General features: G+C 75.3%; 13 protein-coding genes. 10 read left to right on the top strand and 3 right to left on the bottom strand.

Features of this window, described 5'->3' with window-relative positions; genetic code table 11:
* Positions 1-192 precede the first annotated feature (192 nt).
* The 7 genes from ACFW1A_RS25285 to ACFW1A_RS25255 all read left to right on the top strand — a co-directional run bounded on the left by ACFW1A_RS25285 (position 193) and on the right by ACFW1A_RS25255 (position 9,085).
* Entirely contained in the window at positions 193-1,857 is a 1,665-nt protein-coding gene (locus ACFW1A_RS25285; RefSeq protein WP_380412079.1) for a DUF2637 domain-containing protein, read from the top strand.
* A 140-nt stretch (positions 1,858-1,997) separates the two neighbouring features.
* On the top strand, positions 1,998-3,296 hold the full coding sequence (locus ACFW1A_RS25280) for a DUF6986 family protein (protein WP_380412077.1): 1,299 nt from the start codon (positions 1,998-2,000) through the stop codon (positions 3,294-3,296).
* 77 nt (positions 3,297-3,373) lie between these two features.
* Positions 3,374-4,033, top strand: a complete 660-nt coding sequence (locus ACFW1A_RS25275) for a YigZ family protein (protein WP_380412074.1) — start codon at positions 3,374-3,376, stop codon at positions 4,031-4,033.
* Between the two features lie 146 nt (positions 4,034-4,179).
* Entirely contained in the window at positions 4,180-4,533 is a 354-nt protein-coding gene (locus ACFW1A_RS25270) for a cupin domain-containing protein (RefSeq protein ID WP_380412071.1), read from the top strand.
* Positions 4,534-4,764: 231 nt separating this feature from the next.
* Positions 4,765-6,450: a hypothetical protein gene (locus tag ACFW1A_RS25265; RefSeq protein WP_380412069.1), complete on the top strand. Its 1,686-nt coding sequence runs from the start codon at positions 4,765-4,767 to the stop codon at positions 6,448-6,450.
* A gap of 135 nt (positions 6,451-6,585) precedes the next feature.
* A complete protein-coding gene (locus ACFW1A_RS25260; protein WP_380412066.1) occupies positions 6,586-8,229 on the top strand; it encodes a restriction endonuclease in 1,644 nt (547 codons plus the stop codon).
* Positions 8,230-8,317: 88 nt separating this feature from the next.
* The gene (locus ACFW1A_RS25255) at positions 8,318-9,085 is read left to right on the top strand and encodes a ZIP family metal transporter (protein ID WP_380412063.1); all 768 of its coding nucleotides are present in this window, start codon (positions 8,318-8,320) and stop codon (positions 9,083-9,085) included.
* 18 nt (positions 9,086-9,103) lie between these two features.
* Here ACFW1A_RS25255 and ACFW1A_RS25250 read toward each other — a convergent pair whose 3' ends face one another.
* The 3 genes from ACFW1A_RS25250 to gabT all read right to left on the bottom strand — a co-directional run bounded on the left by ACFW1A_RS25250 (position 9,104) and on the right by gabT (position 12,160).
* On the bottom strand, positions 9,104-9,643 hold the full coding sequence (locus ACFW1A_RS25250; RefSeq protein WP_380412060.1) for a MarR family winged helix-turn-helix transcriptional regulator: 540 nt from the start codon (positions 9,641-9,643) through the stop codon (positions 9,104-9,106).
* 78 nt (positions 9,644-9,721) lie between these two features.
* Positions 9,722-10,324 (bottom strand): phosphatase PAP2 family protein, encoded by a 603-nt coding sequence (locus ACFW1A_RS25245; RefSeq protein WP_380412057.1) that lies wholly within the window; start codon positions 10,322-10,324, stop codon positions 9,722-9,724.
* A gap of 495 nt (positions 10,325-10,819) precedes the next feature.
* Positions 10,820-12,160: a 4-aminobutyrate--2-oxoglutarate transaminase gene (gene gabT, locus ACFW1A_RS25240; protein ID WP_380412054.1), complete on the bottom strand. Its 1,341-nt coding sequence runs from the start codon at positions 12,158-12,160 to the stop codon at positions 10,820-10,822.
* 346 nt (positions 12,161-12,506) lie between these two features.
* Between gabT and ACFW1A_RS25235 the strand changes: the two genes are divergently transcribed.
* From ACFW1A_RS25235 to ACFW1A_RS25225, 3 genes are all read left to right on the top strand, one after another.
* A complete protein-coding gene (locus tag ACFW1A_RS25235; protein WP_380412051.1) occupies positions 12,507-14,495 on the top strand; it encodes an ATP-binding protein in 1,989 nt (662 codons plus the stop codon).
* A 208-nt stretch (positions 14,496-14,703) separates the two neighbouring features.
* Positions 14,704-16,311 (top strand): PucR family transcriptional regulator, encoded by a 1,608-nt coding sequence (locus tag ACFW1A_RS25230; RefSeq protein WP_380412048.1) that lies wholly within the window; start codon positions 14,704-14,706, stop codon positions 16,309-16,311.
* 101 nt (positions 16,312-16,412) lie between these two features.
* Entirely contained in the window at positions 16,413-17,855 is a 1,443-nt protein-coding gene (locus tag ACFW1A_RS25225) for an aldehyde dehydrogenase family protein (protein WP_380412045.1), read from the top strand.
* The last annotated feature ends 39 nt before the right edge of the window (positions 17,856-17,894 follow it).

Raw genomic sequence — 17,894 nt, 5'->3', positions numbered from 1 at the left:
ACTGCAGGGGGGACCCTGTGGGAGAGTAGGACGCCGCCGAACAATCATTCAGGAGAAGCCTCCTTTCCTTCGGGAAAGGGGGCTTCTTCGCGTTCCCGGGCACCCGTCGCGGGTGGGGGAGCTGCCGGGGGTGAACGCATGTCCGAGTAGGATCCCGGGAGTCCACGTCGAGACGCTGGGGTTGATCAACGAATGGCACGTCCATCCCTTACCCGCGCGCACCGCGCGCTGCTTGGTGTGGTGGCCGTCGGGGCCTGCCTGATTTCCGGGATCGGTTTCGCCGGGTCGTACGCCGCGGTCCGCGAGCTGGCCCTGCACAAGGGCTTCGGCGCCTTCTCGTACGCGTTCCCGATCGGTGTCGATGCCGGCATCGTCGTGCTGCTCGCGCTCGACCTGGTGCTGACCTGGCTGCGCATACCCTTCCCGCTACTGCGCCAGGCGGCCTGGCTGCTGACCGTCGCCACCATCGCCTTCAACGCGGCGGCCTCCTGGGGCGACCCGCTGGGCATGGGCATGCACGCGGTCATCCCAGTGCTCTTCGTGGTGATCGTCGAAGCCTCGCGGCACGCCATCGGGCGGATCGCGGCGATCACGGCGGACCGGCACATGGAGTCGGTCCGGCTGATGCGCTGGCTGCTCTCACCGGTGCCGACCTTCCGGCTCTGGCGGCGGATGAAGCTCTGGGAGCTGCGCTCCTACGACGAGGTGATCCGGCTGGAGCAGAACCGGCTGGTGTACCGGGCGCAGCTGCGGTTCCGCTACGGCCGCGGCTGGCGGCGGTCGGCGCCGATCCACGCGCTGCTGCCGCTGAAGCTGGCCAAGTTCGGTGTGCCGCTGGACGTCACGGCGCTGGACCGGATCGATCCCCCGCAGGTGTCGGCGGCCCAGGTGGCCGCAGGGGCGCAAGCGTCGGCGGAGCCGGCCAGGCCGGCCGTCTCGCTGGAGACCGCCGTGCCGCTGCTGAGCAAGCTCGCCGCCAACCGCTGGCGGGACGGGCAGGAGCAGGGCGGCTGGTCCGGCGAGCCGAAGCCGGTCAAGGCGGGCCGGGCCGTCACCGCGCTGCGGGACATCAAGCCGAACCTGCCGGGCCAGCAGCACCCGGGCCCGGCGGCGCAGGAGCAGGGCGAGCCGGTGCGCCAGTCGGCCTGGTTCGCGGCCCGCACGGCCGGTCCCGCCGGTGGCCCCGAGCCCGTGGCGGCCGCACCGGCCCCGCAGCCCGCCCCGCAGGCCCAGCAGCAGAATCCGATCTCCGCGCCGGTGATCCCTCAGCAGGCCCAGCAGGTCCAGGAGGTCCAGCACGCCCCGCAGCCGCAGGCGCCGTTCCAGCCCGCCGCGCACCAGGCGCCGGCCGAGCAGGCTCCCGTGCAGCAGCAGCCGGCGCAGGCGTTCCAGCCCGAGCCGGCGCCGGAGCAGTCGGAGCGCCAGCAGCCGACCGCGGCCCAGCTGATCGCGCTCTACCAGCAGAGCCAGTTGCCGCTGGCCGAGGGCGAGTCCCCGGTCGGGCCCGCGGCAGCCGCACCGGTCCCGCAGCCCGCCCCGCAGGCCCAACAGCAGGCACCGGCCGCCGTCCCGCAGACGGACAACGTCTTCGCCCCGCGCACTCCGCCGGGCCCGCAGCCGGAGGACCTGCCGGGCGACCAGGGTCCGGAGCTGACCGTGGACCTGGCCGTCGACGCGCTGATGTCGTACAAGGACGCCAACGGCGTGGACCCCGACCAGGACCGGCTCGCCCAGTACCTGTTCACCCAGTACGGCGTCAGCTCGGTCCGGCGCCCCGGCAACCCGCCGACCCGCAGCGAGATGGACCGGATCTGGCCCGACCTCAACAACCGCTACGTCGCGCTCGGCCGCGACTGAGCCGGACAGAAACCGTTCATAGCTACAAATCGACAACCGAACAGCGGCGATCCCGGCCACCGAGCGACCATTGACGCCCGGTGGCCGTCGCGCTTACCTTCGCCTCAACAATCTGTTGAACAAGCGTGGAGGAGTGCGGCATGTCGCAGGTCGAGCTGGGTGGCACCGCCGGAGCGGCCCCGGAGGGCCCGAGCTTCTCGCCGGCCGCCCGTGCCGCGGTGGCCGCGCTGCTCGGCCCGGTGGACGCCGAACTGGCCGCCCGCTTCCCGGGCGACCCGGGCACCCGGCAGCCGGTGCACACGGTCTACGTGCCGGCCGACGCCTTCGAGGCCGGCACGGTCGCCGACTGGGGCCGCCAGGCGCTGGCCGCGCTGGACGCCCACGCCGACACCCCCGCGAAGCTGGCCGGGGCGCTCGGCGTGCCGGCCGACGAGCTGATGACCGAGGTCTACCGCCGGGTGCGGGCCAAGCTGGAGCGCGAGCCGGTGGAGGACCTGCGGATCGACTTCGAGGACGGCTACGGCCCGCGCCCGGACGCCGAGGAGGACGCCGCCGCGGTGCGGGCGGCCCGGCTGGTGACCGCCGCGGTGGCCGACGGCAGTGCGCCGCCGTACTTCGGAATCCGGATCAAGTGCATGGAGGCCGCGGTCCGCGACCGTGGGATCCGCACCCTGGAACTCTTCCTGGCCACCCTGCTGGAGGACGGCCGCGAGCTGCCCGCCGGGCTGGTGCTGACCCTGCCGAAGGTGACCTACCCGCAGCAGGTGACCGCGCTGGTGCGGCTGCTGGCGGACTTCGAGCAGCGGGCCGGACTGCCGGCCGGGCGGATCGGCTTCGAGATCCAGATCGAGACCACCCAGGCCATCCTCGGCCCGGACGGCCGGGCCACGGTGGCGCTGTTGATCGAGGCGGCCGAGGGGCGGGCCACCGGCCTGCACTACGGCACCTTCGACTACAGCGCCTCCTGCGGGGTCAGCGCCGCCTACCAGAGCATGGAGCACCCGGTGGCGGACCACGCCAAGGCGGTGATGCAGGTGGCCGCCGCCGGCACCGGGGTGCGGTTGTCCGACGGCTCCACCAACGTCATCCCGACCGGCGGCACCGAGCAGGTCCACGCGGCCTGGGCGCTGCACCACCGGCTGGTCCGCCGGTCGCTGGCCCGGGCCTACTACCAGGGCTGGGACATGCACCCGGCGCACCTGCCCACCCGGTACGCGGCGGTGTACGCCTTCTACCGCGAGGGCCTGGCGGCCGCCGCGGCCCGGCTCGCGGCCTACGTGGCGAAGGCCGGCGGCGACGTGATGGACGAGCCGGCCACCGCCAAGGCGCTCAGCGGCTACCTGCTGCGCGGCCTGGACTGCGGGGCGGTGGACCCGGCCGAGGTCACCGCGCTGACCGGGCTGGACCGGGCCGAGCTGGACGCGCTCGCCGGGCGCTGAGCCCGGCCGCCGCCGCCCGCTCCGGGTGGTTAGGGTTGACCGTCCGTCCCCCGCCACCACCCGGAGTGCCGCCCGCCATGTCGCAGCCAGTCCCCAGGCCCTACCTGACCCTGCGCGCGGACGGCAGCCACGAGACCGAGGTGAAGCGCTCCCGGTTCATCTGCCACCTGGCCCGGGTGGCGGACGAGGAGGCGGCGCAGGAGTTCGTCGCCGGGGTCCGCAAGCGGTACTGGGACGCGCGGCACAACTGCACCGCCTTCGTGGTCGGTGCCGAGCAGCGGCGGGAGCGGTCCAACGACGACGGCGAGCCGGCCGGCACGGCGGGCGTGCCGATGCTGGAGGTGCTGCGCCGGCGCGGGGTCACCGACACCGTGGCGGTGGTGACCCGGTACTTCGGCGGGGTGCTGCTGGGGGCCGGCGGCCTGGTCCGGGCGTACGGCGGTGCGGTCTCGGCGGCGCTGGACGAGGTGGGCCTGGTGGAGCGGCGCCCGGTGGCGCTGCTGGAGGTGGCGGCCGACCACACCCGGGCGGGCCGGCTGGAGAACGAGGTCCGCGCGGCCGGGCACCTGGTCCGCGCGCTGCACTACGAGGCGGCGGGGGTGCGGATCGAGGTCGGCGTGCCGGCGGAGCGGGTGGCCGACTTCCAGGAATGGCTGGCCGGGGTCAGCGGCGGCAGCGCCGAGGCCGTCCCGGCGGGCACGAGCTGGGTGGAGGTGCCCTGGTCGGATCCGTCCTGAACAGGACGGTCGGCCCCGGGACGGCGCGCCGGGCGGACAACCGTCCGCGGTCGCATGTCCTTTCGGCCAAAGCCCATGGAATCGACCGCCCGCACGGCTGACGGTCAGTAACCTGGCTTGACCGTCGAGTCACAGGAGCACCTCAGATGGCCGTGATCAGAACCGTCACCATCGCACCGGGGAGTGACACCGGGTGGCACTACCACCCGGCCCAGGTCGAGGCGGTGCTGATGGCCGGGGTGCTGACCCGGGTGCTGGAGGACGGCACGGTGGAGATCACCCGGCCCGGACAGACCCTGGTCGAGCTCCCGGAGCAGGTGCACATCGGCTACAACCTGGGCAGCGAGCCGGTGGTGATCCTGGCGAACTACCAGGTGGCGGAGGGCTGCCAGCTGGCCTTCCCGGCGACCCCGCCGGCGGCGGGGCTGGCCGCGGTGGCGGAGCTGGTCGGGCTGCCGGTGCAGCGACGGGGCGGGCGGCAGTGGCTCGCGGCGGGTTGAGCGGGCTCGCAGCCGAACCGACCTTTATACCTCGGGCGTCGTCGAAGACGCCGGAGGTCCGCCGAGGGACACACGAACGAATTAAGTCAGCCCGGGGCAGGAACTCCTGCTCCGGGCTGCGGCGTTCTCCCGGCAAGGCACCACGGGCGGCAGCAGCCGGCCGGGGCCGACTTTTCACCCCATCGATGGAGGACCGTCAGACCCCACCAGCGCACCACGGAGGCACCACCCATGAGTTCCGACCCAGCCGCGCCGACCGCGGCCGCACCCTCGACCCCGACCACCACCGGACCTCTCCCGGGCCAGAGCACCCCCTACCGGATGACGGTGACCACCCGTCACCCGCACGCCGACGCGGTCCGCCTGGCCGACCAGTGCCTGGCCGACTGGCTCAAGCAGCAGGGCTGCGCCGAGCCGCCGCCGGACCCCGGGCCACCGGACCCGCCCGCCGCGGGCGCACCGGCCGCGTCCCCCGTCGCCACCCGCTACCGCCTGGGCGAAAGGGTCCTGCTGGACCGTGACGCCGGACCGCTGCCCGCGGGCGGCCCACCCGGCCGGTACGCCCGGCGCCGGGTCCGGATCCCGGCCCCGAACGGCGCCCACCGCATCACCCTGACCGTCGCCGAGCAGACCGGCGGCCCGTGCTGGCTCCGTCTGGAGGCCGAGCACCAACCCACCGCGCCCGGTGTCCGCACCCCGGGCCGGGTACCGGTTCCCGAACTCGCGCACCGCCTGCTCCCGCTGCTGGAGGCGCTGGACGCCACCGCCGAGGTGCGCGCGCTGCCCCGGATCATCACCGCGGCCGAGGTCGACGCGGTCATCGACGAACTCTGCGACCCGGCCCGCCGGCTGCCCACCGTGGTGGCCAGCATCCCGGCCGACCTCGACGCGCGGGAGTGGACCCGCCGACTGCTCGACCCGCTGCTGCACGGGGTCGCGGGGCTGGCCGTCGGCTACGTGCTGGACCAGTCGGCCCGGGTCGCCTTCAACACCGCCCTCGAGTACCACACGGTCTACGGCGGAGCCGTGCGCACGTACCTGCCCGAGGTGGACCCGGCCTCCCGGCGGGACGCGCTGCGCCACCTGGTGCTGCCCCGGCACCGGATCGAGGGCGATCCGCGCCGGGCCGCCGCACTGCTGGCCCGGGAGCCGCGCCGGCTGGCCGAGCTCGCGCCGCTGCCGGAACCGCTGGCCCGGGTGCCCGCCCTGCGGGTGCCGCCGCCGGTCCAGCGCAGCGCCGAGCCGGCCGTCCCGGCCGTGCGCCAGGAGGCCGGTGCCGAGGAGGTGCAGCGGATCCGGCGCAGCCTGCAGCGCTCCTGGCGGCACGAGCTGCGGCCCGGGTCCGAGGCGCAGGGCGGTGCGGTGCGCCGGGTCGGTGCCCAGCTGCGCGCGGTCAGCAGCCGGCTCTGCCCACCGGCCGGCGACCGGTGCGGCCCGGCCAGCTTCACCGAACTGCTCGCCCGGATGACCGAGTTCCCGCTCCTGAGCTTCACCGGGGACGAGAAGGAGACGATGGCGCTGGACGCCCACACCGTGGGCGGGAACTGGGTCCGGCTCACCTGGGACGGGCTGACGGCCCTCCAGGAGTACGCCGCGGTGGCCGTGCACGGCGAGGCCGGCGGGGACTTCAAGCAGTGGTGCGAGCACGCTCCGGCCGGCGGCAGCCACTTCCCGCCGCGCAAGGCGGTGCGCGGCGAGTCCCGCACCGTCTGCAGCCACGGCAAGATGCGCCGGGAGCGGATGTTCGTGGTGCCGGCCTCGGTGGATCCGAGCGGTCGCGCCTTCATGGGCGCCCACCTGCGGATCGGCGGCGGCCGCACCGCACCGCGGCTGCACTACCTCGACGACTGCTCGGGCAGCGGCCGGATCTACGTGGGCTACATCGGCATGCATCTGACCAACACCATGACGAACTGAGGGCGGATCAGTGGAGAATGCCGGAAGGGGGTATGCCACCTCCAGCCTCCGGTCGGACGGTCCCTAGCGGCCCGTCCGGTCGGTGCCAGCCCGGCCACCTGAAGAGCGCCGGACGAGCACGGGGGACCGCCGCCGATGCAGCAGTCAGCCAAGCGCCAGTCGGCCCTGGACGCCGCCCGCAACCTGCGCGGCGGCTTCCTGGCCGCGGTCTTCGGCGGGGCCACCGAGGGACCGGACCAAGTGGAGGGCTTCGCGGCGGGCGGCGGCCTCGGCACGGCCACCGGCGTGCCCGAGCAGGCCGCCCGGCCGGACCCGCAGGTGGCCGCGCACGGGCGGGCCGCCGAGCTGACCCACCACCGGACGGCCACCGTGCGGGCGGAGCAGCAGCGGCTGGCCGACCTGCTGCTGCGGCTCGCGCTGCCGGTCAGCCCGATGGACTTCGAGAGCCAGCGCCGCAGCTACGAGCCGCGGCCCTACCCGGCCGGGCCCGCCGCCGAGCAGGTCGACCGCGAGCCGCAGTGGGCGGACTTCGCCCCCGCGGCACCGGTCGCGCCCGAGCAGGAGGGCGAGAGCGCGGCCGCGGCGGGGGCCAAGCGCCTGTTGGACTCCGACTACCAGCGCGGCCTGGCCGTCGCCCGGCTGGCCCACCAGCGGGCGCTGCGGAAGTGGCGGGCCGACCGGGTCGCGGCCGTCGACCCGGCCGAGGCCGCCGCCCGGCTGGCCCACGAGCAGGCCGAACAGGCCCGGGCCCGCGCCGTGCAGGAGTACAACGACAGCCTGGAGGAGTGCCGCCGGGCCTACCGCGAGGCCGAGCCGGCCGCGGTGGAGTCGCTGCTGGAGCGGGCGCTGGCCGCGGCCGAGGCCGCCACCCCCGACCTGGCCGCGCCCTGCCGGGCGGTGTTCCGGCCGCTGACCCGCACCGCGGTGCTCGACCTCGACCTGCCGCCGCTCGGGCTGGTCCCGGCACTGGACGGCTACCGGCTCGCCCCGGACGGCGAGATCAGCCCCGTGCCGCGCCCGCCCGCCGACCGGGCCGCCGACTACCTGCGCCTGGTCTCCCGGCTGGCCCTGCGCGCGCTGCAGACCGTGGACGCCGTGGACACCGACGGGATCCTGGCCGGGGTGGTGCTCAACGGCTGGCTGCGCGAGCCGGACGCCGTCTGCCTGCTCTCGGTCGACGCGGACCGTGACGCGCTGGTCCGGACCAGGCTGGAGAGCGGGCCGGAGGAGGAGGCCGAGGCGGCCGACCCCGGTGTCTACGCGGCCGCCGAGCAGGACGAGGCGCTGGTGCGGCTGCGCGGCCTGGACGCGGCGGTCAGCCCCGACCCGTACACCCGCACCGCCGTGCGCCCGTTCGCCACGGCCGGCGCGGCGGTGCCGGCGGTGGCCGACCTGTCGGCGGGGGAGTTCGCCCTGCTGGTGCGCGAGGTGCTCACCCGGGGCGGGATGGCCGACTGGAGCGTGCGGCTGCGCGGGCACGGCGGCCTGGTGGCCACCGGGACCGGCGAGCCGCAGAGCGCGCTGCCCGGGCGCTGGGTGGTCTGCGCCTCCCGCCGACCGGGCGCGGTGGGCGCCGACGAGCTGCGCACGCTGGCCGAGGCGGTCGCGGAGGAGGGCGCGGCCCACGGCCTGTGGCTGAGCACCGGCGGCTTCACCGACGAGGCGCTCGACCTGGCCGAGACCGCCGAGTACCGGCAGATCCACCTGGCCGACGGCGACGGCTTCCGCGCGATGGCCGAGACCCACCTGGGCCTGCCGCTCACCGTGACGACCCGCTGACGCTCACCCGAACGCAGGCCGTCGGCAGGCGGGCTGACGGTGCGGCAGCGAGGCTGGGCGGGGACGGGTGCCGGGTGGGAGGAGTGGCATGACCGCCGTACTCGTGGCCGCCGGCGCCTTCCTGATGACCCTGATCGGCGGCCTGGTGGCGCAGCGGACCGGGGACCGCAGGCACCTGGTGCTCGGCTTCGCGGCGGGGCTGATGCTCGGCGTGGTCGCCTTCGACCTGCTCCCCGAGGCCGTCTCCCAGGCGCCGCAGGACCTGTTCGGGGTGCCGCAGGCGCTGCTGATGTTCGCCGCAGGCTTCCTGGCCATCCACGTCGTCGAGCGCTCGGTGGCCATCCACCGGGCCCACGAGGGCGAGTACGCCAGCCACACCCACGCCCACGGCCACGCGCACGCCCACCACGGCGCGCGGGCGGAGGGGGTCGGCCTGACCGCCGCCGCCGCCATGGTGGGCCACAGCGTGATGGACGGCTTCGCGATCGGTGCCGCCTTCCAGGCCGGCGGCACGGTGGGCACCGTGGTCGCCCTGGCGGTGGTGGCGCACGACTTCGCCGACGGCTTCAACACCTACACGGTGACCCGGCTGTACGGGAACAACCGGCGGCGCGCGCTGACCCTGCTGACGGCGGACGCGCTGGCCCCGGTCCTCGGCGCCTCGGTCACCCTGCTGTTCACCATCCCCGAGCACCTGCTCGGGCTCTACCTCGGCTTCTTCGCCGGCTTCCTGCTCTACCTGGCCACCGCCGACATCCTGCCGGAGGCGCACAGCCCGCACCCGTCCCGGTCCACCCTGCTGTGCACGCTGGCGGGGGTGGGCTTCATGTGGCTGGTGGTCTCGCTGGCGAGCTGACGGCCGCCGGTGCCGTGTTCAGCGCCCTGCGGCCGGGGCGGGCGGCGCTGCCGGCGCTGCCGGCGGTGCGTCGGCGGCCGGTTCGCCCGACTGCCGCGCGTGCGCCGCCTCCGCGCTCCGGAGCACCCGCAGCATCACCGCGAGGTCGGCCGGGTCGGTCCCGCTGAAGTACTCCTCGGCCACCTCCTGGCGCACCTGGGCCAGCCGCTCCACCGCGGCCCGCCCGGCCGCCGTGAGGACCAGGCCGACGGCGCGCCGGTCGGCCGGATCGGGCACCCGCTCCACCAGGGCCGACTGCTCCAGGGCGTCCACCACGGTGGTGGCCGAGCGCGGCGCGATGTTCAGCCGGTCGGCCAGCTCGCTCAGGCGGATCGCCCGGCCCGGGGTCTCGCAGCGGTCGGCGTGCGCCAGCACCCGCAGGGCCCGCCCCTGGCCGGGGGTCAGGCCGTAGGGCTCCAACCGGTGCACGGTGCGGTGGCGGATCCGCTTCATCGCCCGGGTCAGCTCGTCGGCGAGTTCGGCCGCGCCCTCGGCGGGGTCCAGGGACGGGCTGGTCATGCGGCACTCCTCGGCGGGCAGGTGGCCTCAGCCTAGCGTTCGGCGCCGGTAGCGAGCCAGCCACATGATGAGCCTGGCTCAGCTCTTTCCGGAGCGGTCGAACGGGTCCGGGGCCAGCCGGTCCAGCCCGGCGGTGAGGCCGCGCAGCACCAGGGCGGCCAGGCACCAGCCGGCCAGCACGTCCAGGAACCAGTGGTAGTCGCACCAGATCAGCCCCCAGCCCACGGCGAGGCCCAGCAGCGCGGTGGCCGGGTACAGCAACCGGCGCCGGGCGGGCGCCAGGGTGCGGCCGACCAGCAGGGCGGCCACCCCGTAGCTCACGCAGGCGGTGGTGGTGTGGCCGGAGGGGTACCAGCCCCACTCGTGCGGCTGCAGCGGCAGGCCGAGTGGTCCGGGCCGGGCGAACCAGGCCTTGGCCGGCACCACCAGCAGCGGGATCAGCGCGGCGGCCAGCGCCGCCGCGGGCAGCGGGAGCCACCAGCGCGCCGCCCCGGCCCGGCGGGCCCGCCAGGCGGCCAGCGCGCCGAGGCCGAGCAGCAGCGGGATCGCGGGCACCGTCCCGCCGAGGTCGGCGAAGAAGTGCGCCGGGGCGTCCAGGGCGGTGCCGCCGTCCGCGCGCAGGAGGGCCACGGTGTGGCGGACCCAGCGGTCCAGGCCCAGCAGCGGTCCGTCGGCGGCCACCTGCCAGGAGGTGACGGCGAGCGGCAGGACCAGGGCCGGCGGCAGTGCGCGGGAACGCAGGAGCCGCCCCGGGACGGGGGGGAGAGTCCCGGGGCGGCTGGGGTGATCGCCGCTCCGTGCGCCCCGGGGGGTTTGGGCCGGACGGCCGGTCGATCGGTCCTGTGGTGGCGCCGTGGGTGGCGCCTGGTTGTCGTCCTCGCGGGTCGGTCGACCGACCGCGGGAGCGGGCTCGCTGTCCATCTGTCTCGACACTACGTCAACTGGATTGCCATCGGGCAACGCTCCCGGCAGTCCGCACAGCATCTTCACGGCAGACGGGGCAACCTCCACCGGATGTCGTGCGTCTGCCTGCCCGCGCCTGGCCCCGGACGCCGCCCGGACACTGCTCGAACGCTGCTCGAACGCCGGTGCGCCCGGCCGCAAGCGGCTCGGGCGCACCGGGTTGACGTGCGGTCAGCGCCTTCTGGCGCCGCGTCAGGGAGAGGTGTCGCTGCGTCAGGCGGCGGTGAAGGCGTTCTCCAGGATGTCCAGGCCCTCGGCGAGCAGGTGCTCCGGCATCACCAGCGGCGGCAGGAAGCGCAGCACGTTGCCGTAGGTGCCGGCGGTCAGCACCACCAGGCCCTCGGCGTGGCAGGCCTTGGCCACCGCGGCGGTGAACTCCGGGTTCGGCTCCTTGCTGCCCGGCTTGACCAGCTCGACGGCGATCATCGCGCCGCGGCCGCGGACCTCGCCGATCACGTCGAACTTCTCGGCCATCGCGTGCAGCCGGCCGAGCATGACCTCGCCGATGTGCTGCGCCTTGGCGTTGAGGTCCAGCTCCTTCATGGTCTCGATGGAGCCCAGCGCGGCGGCGCAGGCCACCGGGTTGCCGCCGTAGGTGCCGCCCAGGCCGCCGGCGTGCGCGGCGTCCATGATCTCGGCGCGGCCGGTCACCGCGGCCAGCGGCAGACCGCCGGCGATGCCCTTGGCGGTGGTGATCAGGTCCGGGACGATGCCCTCGTCCTCGCAGGCGAACCACTGGCCGGTGCGGCAGAAGCCGGTCTGGATCTCGTCGGCGACGAAGACGATGCCGTTCGCCTTCGCGTACTCGACGATCGCCGGCAGGAAGCCCTTGGCCGGCTCGATGAAGCCGCCCTCGCCCTGGATCGGCTCGATGATGATCGCGGCCACGTTGTCCGCGCCGATCTGCTTGTTGATCATGTCGATCGCCTGCGCGGCGGCCTCGGCGGCGCAGTTCTCCGCACCGGTCAGCCAGCGGTACGGGTAGGCCACCGGCACCCGGTAGATCTCCGGGGCGAACGGGCCGAAGCCCTGCTTGTACGGCATGTTCTTGGCCGTCAGGCCCATGGTGAGGTTGGTGCGGCCGTGGTAGCCGTGGTCGAACACCACCACGGCGGTGCGCTTGGTGTAGGCGCGGGCGATCTTCACCGCGTTCTCCACCGCCTCGGCGCCGGAGTTGAACAGCGCGGTGCGCTTCGCGTGGTCGCCCGGGGTCAGCTCGTTGAGCTGCTCGGCCACGGCCACGTAGCCCTCGTACGGGGTGACCATGAAGCAGGTGTGGGTGAAGGCGGCCAGCTGCTCGGTGGCCCGGGCGACCACGGCGGCCGCGCTGTTGCCGACGTTGGTCACCGCGATGCCCGAGCCGAAGTCGATCAGGCTGTTGCCGTCCACGTCCTCCAGCACGCCGCCGCCCGCGCGGCTGACGTACACCGGCAGCGTGGTGCCGACCCCGGCCGCCACCGCGCCGAGCTTGCGGGCCTGCAGCTCCTGCGACTTCGGGCCGGGGATCGCGGTGACCAGACGGCGCTCCTGCGGGAGCAGCGGTGCGGCGCTCATGGGGTATCTCCAGGGGGATCGGCTTGCCTCGGTCTTCGCAGGCTACGGCCGCCACCTGAGCCCCGGCATGCGCCACGGGGGAGCACTGGTCCGTCCGACTTGTCCGCCCCGGCCAGCCCCGCCGCACCACTCCCCCCGGTACCCGCTCCACTACATTGAGCGCGGGCGTGTCACCACCGGGGCGGCACGGGTAGGCGGGTGGCCGGGCATGTCGGCGCAAGGGAACGCACAAGGGGACAGGGCGGGGATGGGGTTGGAGGGCACACAGGGCCGACCGGCGGACCTCCTGTCGACGGGGAGGGTGCCGCGGCAGGGGGGCGGGAGCGGTCGCAGCCTCGCCGACTGGGTGGCCGAGCAGCGGCCGAGCGCTCCGCCCGGGGTCTACCGGTTCCGCCACCGCCCCAGCACCGCCGAGCTGGACGAGAACGGCATGCAGACAGCCGCGTGGCCCATGCTGTTGCGCGCCTTCCTGAACCTGCTGGCCGCCGCCCTGGTCTACCGGTACGGCTACGAGCCGATGCTCTACCTGGTGAAGTACACGATCTGGCCGGATCACCCGACGACAGCCCAGTACGCACTGGGGGAGTACGGCGCCCGGCTGGTGGTGGCCATCGTGGCGATCGTGGTCTTCGGCCGGATGGGGCGTTGGCGGGAGGTGTACCGGCGGTTCCTGCGGCCCAGCGAGCTGCGGCATCATCTCGGGACGCTCCGCTCGCGGGTGGTCACCAGCGAGACGGGTGAACCGCTGCCGCACGCCGAGAACGCGGAGCCGGCCGACCCCTGGCGTGGTTTGCGGGGTGTGGGGTTGGATCTTGCGGCGGTGGACCGGGACACGGTGGCCGGGGACGTGACCGACGTGGACTACGTGCGGATCAACCGGGTGTACCAGGAGGTGGCGCGGGAGCCGGGGTTGGTGGCCGCGTTCGGGGAGCAGGTGGCGGGGCGGGGGGCGGCGGCGTGTGCGCATCCGTCGGAGGCGCGGGACCTGCCGGGGCGCAGCGTCGAGCACGACCTGTTGGTGGGTCAGGTGCGGTTGGGGACGGCGCAGGACGTGCCGAAGAACCCGGCGGCCCACCGTGGCGCCGGGTTCGCGCTGGATCCGCAGCTGCTGGGGACCTCGGTGCTCGCGGTGGGGCCGGCGGGGACCGGGAAGACGGCGCGGCTGGCGCGTCCGGTGGCGGAGGCGCTCTGCCTGCAGGCGCTGGCCCGCAGTGCGTGCGTGGTGGTGCTGGGCGCGGCCGAGGCGGAGCTGGGGCCGGACCAGGGGTACGACGTGGTGATCGCCCCGGGTGACCCGTCCTCGGGGTACGGCCTGGACCTGTACGGCGGGGCCGGCGACCCGGACGGTGCGGCGGCCCGGCTGGCGGACGCGCTGCTGCCGGACGAGCTGAGTTCGCGCGCGCAGAGCGCCCGGATCGCGCTGCAGCAGGTGGTCGGCCCGTTCCACGCGGGGCACGCGCGCTACCCGGGGGTGCGGGAGCTGCGCGCGCTGCTCGGCGGCGAGGCGGCGGCCTGGGGCGAGCTGGTGGCGGCCCTGCGGGAGCGCGGCCTGCTGGCCGTGCACGAGGCGGACGTGCAGCAGCGGCGCAGCCGGCAGGGGCAGGCGGACGACCCGGGCACGCTGCTGGCCGACCGGCTGGCGCTGCTGGACCGGCCGGCCTTCGCCGGCTGCTTCAGCCAGGGCGAGCCGGGGGCCAAGCCGGCCTTCGCGATGCGGGCGCTGGAGCACCCGCTGCGGGTGCGGATCAAGCTGCCCGAGCGGGGCCACCCGGAGGCGGCGCGGATCCTGGCCCGCCTGGTGGTGGGTCAGTTCCTGCAGGCCGCGGTGGCGCGGGCGGACCGCTCGCTGTTCGCCGGCCTGGTGGTGGACGACGCCTCGTCGGCCCTGGACCTGGGCGCGGTGCAGGGGCTGAGCCGGCTGCGCGGGGCCAACGCGGGGGCGGTGCTGCTGCTGCGCAGCCTGGTGGACCTGCCGGAGGCGCTGCGGGTGCCGCTGTTCGGTGCGGTCGGCTGCCGGATGGCCTTCCCGGGCATCGCGCCCTGGGACGGCAAGCTGTTCGCCGAGGCCTGGGGCACCGTGGTGGTGCGCGAGCGGGCGGTGACGCTGGCCCCGGACACCTCGGGCGGGATGCTGCGCAAGGCCGGCCGACTGGTGCGCAAGGTGCTGGCGGGGACCACCGCGCAGACCGAGAGCGTGACCACCCGGGAGGTGGAGCGGGAGCGCTGGTCGCCGTCCGACCTGGCGCACGCGCTGCCCAGCGGGCACGCGGTGGTCTCGCTGACCACGGTGGCGGGCGAGCAGGTGCCGCCGCTGCTGGTCGACCTGCGCGGCTGACCGGCGCGGCTGACCGGCGGCGCGGCGGCGCGGCCGCGGCGGCCCGCAGGGTCACCCGGGGTAGCGGCAGAACGTGCGCTCGGTTAGCTACGCTCCGGAGGATTCGGCACCAGCGGTTGTCCGAAGCGTCCATAATGAAGGCGAAGCCCTCAGCAGTGAAGCTCGCCCGGTCGCAACGAGGCAGCCGGGTCGTCCCCCCGAAGGTGCCATGCCCCCCACACTCGCCTCCGTCGTGCGCAACTCCTCGCTCCACCTGACGGTCCTCGCCGGCGCGGACCACCTGGAGCGCCCGGTCCGCTGGGTGCACACCAGCGAGCTGGACGACCCGACGCCGTTCCTGGAGGGCGGCGAGCTGCTGCTCACCACCGGCATCAAGCTGGGCACCAACGCCAAGGTCCTGCAGGCCTACGTCCACCGTCTGGCCGATGCCGGCGTGGTGGGCCTGGGCCTGGGGGTGGGCCTGTCGCACACCGAGGTGCCGCAGCCGCTGGTGGAGGCCGCCGCGCAGCGCGGCCTGCCGCTGCTGCGGGTGCCCGAGCCGACCCCGTTCATCGCGATCAGCAAGGCGGTCTCGGCGGCGCTGGCGGCCGAGCAGTACGAGGCGGTGACCACCAGCTTCGAGGCCCAGGAGGAGCTGACCCGGGCGGCGCTCGGCCAGAACGGCACGGCCGCCGTGGTCCGCCGGCTGGCCACCCGGCTGGGCGGCTGGGCCGCGCTCTACGACAGCTCCGGCGCGCTCTCCGTGGTGGCCCCGGACTGGGCGGCCCGCCGGGCGGCCCGGCTGGCCGCCGAGGTGGACCGGCTGCGCCGCCGCCCGGCCCCGGCCAGTGCCGCGCTGCAGGGCCGGGCGCCCGGCTTCGACACCGCCGACGAGGACTTCGTGGTGGTCCAGTCGCTCGGCGCCGACCGGCGCGCCCGCGGCTTCCTGGCGGTCGGCACCGAGGACCGGATCACCCCCACCGAGCGCTACGTGCTCAACGCGGCGGTCGCGCTGCTCACCCTGACCCTGGAGCGCTCGCGCGAACTGCGGCACGCCGAGGAGCGGATGGGCGCCGCGCTGCTGCGCCTGGTGCTGGCCGGCCAGGTGGGCACCGCCCGCCAGGTGGCCAGCGGCCTGTTCGGCGGCCTGCCCGAGGGCACGATACGGATCCTGGTGGCCGGCGCCGCCCCGGGCTCGGAGCAGCCGGACCCGGAGGTGCCGGTGCACGACCTGACCGAGCTCGCCGAGCGGGCCGAGCAGGCCGGCGGCCGGGCCGGGGAGAAACTGCTGGTGGCCCGCGAGCCCGCGACCAAGGACCCGAAGGAGGGCGCCCCGCACGCCGAGCGGCTGGTGCTGCTCGCGGTGGACGGCGGCGCGGTGCACCGGGCCTGCCTGGGTGCGGTGGAGGAGCACGAGGGCCTGGCCCTGGGCGTGTCCGCGCCGGCCCCGGTGGACGAGGCCGGGGTGGCCTACGCGCAGGCCGAGCGGGCGCTCGCGGTGGCGCTGCGCGGCGGGCGCCGCTCGGTGGGCCACGAGGAGGTGGGGGCCGGCTCGCTGCTGCCGCTGCTGGGCGAGGACGCGGTGGCGGCCTTCGCGGAGGGCCTGCTGCGCCCGCTGCGCGAGCACGACCGCACCGCCCGCGGCGACCTGGTGGCCAGCCTGCGCGCCTGGCTCTCCCGGCACGGCCAGTGGGACGCGGCCGCCGCCGACCTCGGCGTCCACCGGCACACCCTGCGCTACCGGATGCGCCGGGTGGAGGAACTGCTGGGCCGCTCGCTGGACGACACCGACGTGCGGATGGAGCTCTGGCTGGCGCTGCGCTCCGGCGAGGAGTAAAGACCCTCCGGCACTGTGCCACCTTGGCCAATCCGCTTCGGCTGCCCGCCCGCCTACCGTGGGCGGTGCATCGAACCACCGAGGAGAGGGCCGGTAGCACCGTGACCACCACCCACGCTTTTTGGCTGGCCGGCCGCCGGGAGACCGGCGAGTCCAGCTTCGAGGTCCGCCACCCCTGGGACGACAGCCTGGTCGGCACGGTCAGCGTGCCCACCGACGCCCAGGTGGACCGGGCGGTGGACGCCGCGGTCGCCGCGCTGCCGGTCTTCGCCGCCACCCCCGCGCACGTCCGCGCCGCCGCCCTGGACCACGTGTCCCGCCGGCTCACCGAGCGGACCGAGGAGATCGCCCGGCTGATCACCGCCGAGAACGGCAAGCCGATCAAGTGGGCCCGCGGCGAGGTCGGCCGGGCCGCCTCGGTGTTCCGCTGGGCCGCCGAGGAGGCCCGCCGGACCAACGGCGAGACCATGCGGCTGGACACCGACCCGGGCGGCGTGGGCCGTTTCGCGGTGGTGCGCCGGTTCCCGCGCGGCGTGGTGCTGGGCATCGCCCCGTTCAACTTCCCGCTCAACCTGGTGGCGCACAAGGTCGCCCCGGCGATCGCGGTGGGCGCCCCGATCATCCTGAAGCCGGCCCCGGCCACCCCGCTGTCCGCCCTGCTGCTGGGCGAGCTGCTGGCCGAGACCGAGCTGCCGGAGGGCTCCTGGAGCGTGCTCCCGGTGGAGAACGCCAAGATGCCCGCGCTGGTCCGGGACGACCGCCTGCCGGTGATCTCCTTCACCGGCTCGGACAAGGTCGGCTACCAGATCATGGACTCGGTGCCGCGCAAGCACGTCACCCTGGAGCTCGGCGGCAACGCCGCCGCCGTGGTGCTGGCCGACTGGTCGAGCGAGGCCGACCTGGAGTGGGCCGCCACCCGGATCGCGATGTTCGCCAACTACCAGGGCGGCCAGTCCTGCATCTCGGTGCAGCGGGTGATCGCGGACGCCGCGGTCTACGACGCGCTGGCCGAGAAGGTGGTGGCCAAGGTGCAGGCCCAGGTCACCGGCGACCCGGCCGCCGACGCCACCGACGTGGGCCCGCTGGTGGACGAGAAGGCCGCCGAGCGGGTGCAGGCCTGGGTCGAGGACGCGGTGGCCAAGGGCGCCAAGGTGCTCACCGGCGGCACCCGCGAGGGCGCGACCTACGCCCCGACCGTCCTCTCCGACCTGCCCGCCGACGCGATCCTGGCCACCGCCGAGGTGTTCGGCCCGGTGCTCTCGCTGCACCGGGTGGACTCCACCGACGAGGCCTTCACGGCGGTCAACGACTCCCTGTTCGGCCTGCAGGCGGGCGTCTTCACGCACGACGTGCAGACCGCCTTCCGGGCCCACCGCGAGCTGCAGGTCGGCGGCGTGATCATCGGTGACGCGCCGTCCTACCGCGCCGACCAGATGCCGTACGGCGGCGTGAAGGACTCCGGCGTCGGCCGCGAGGGCGTCAAGTACGCGATGGACGACTTCACCTACGAGCGCGTGCTGGTGCTCACCGGTCTCGACCTCTGACCGAGCCGGCCCGCGCGGCCCCCGACCCCGCACCGGGGT

It is taken from the genome of Kitasatospora sp. NPDC058965 (genome assembly GCF_042741245.1).
Classification (GTDB): domain Bacteria; phylum Actinomycetota; class Actinomycetes; order Streptomycetales; family Streptomycetaceae; genus Kitasatospora.
The sequence above is the reverse complement of the archived record's forward strand: the minus strand, read 5'-3'. Positions and strand labels throughout refer to the sequence as shown.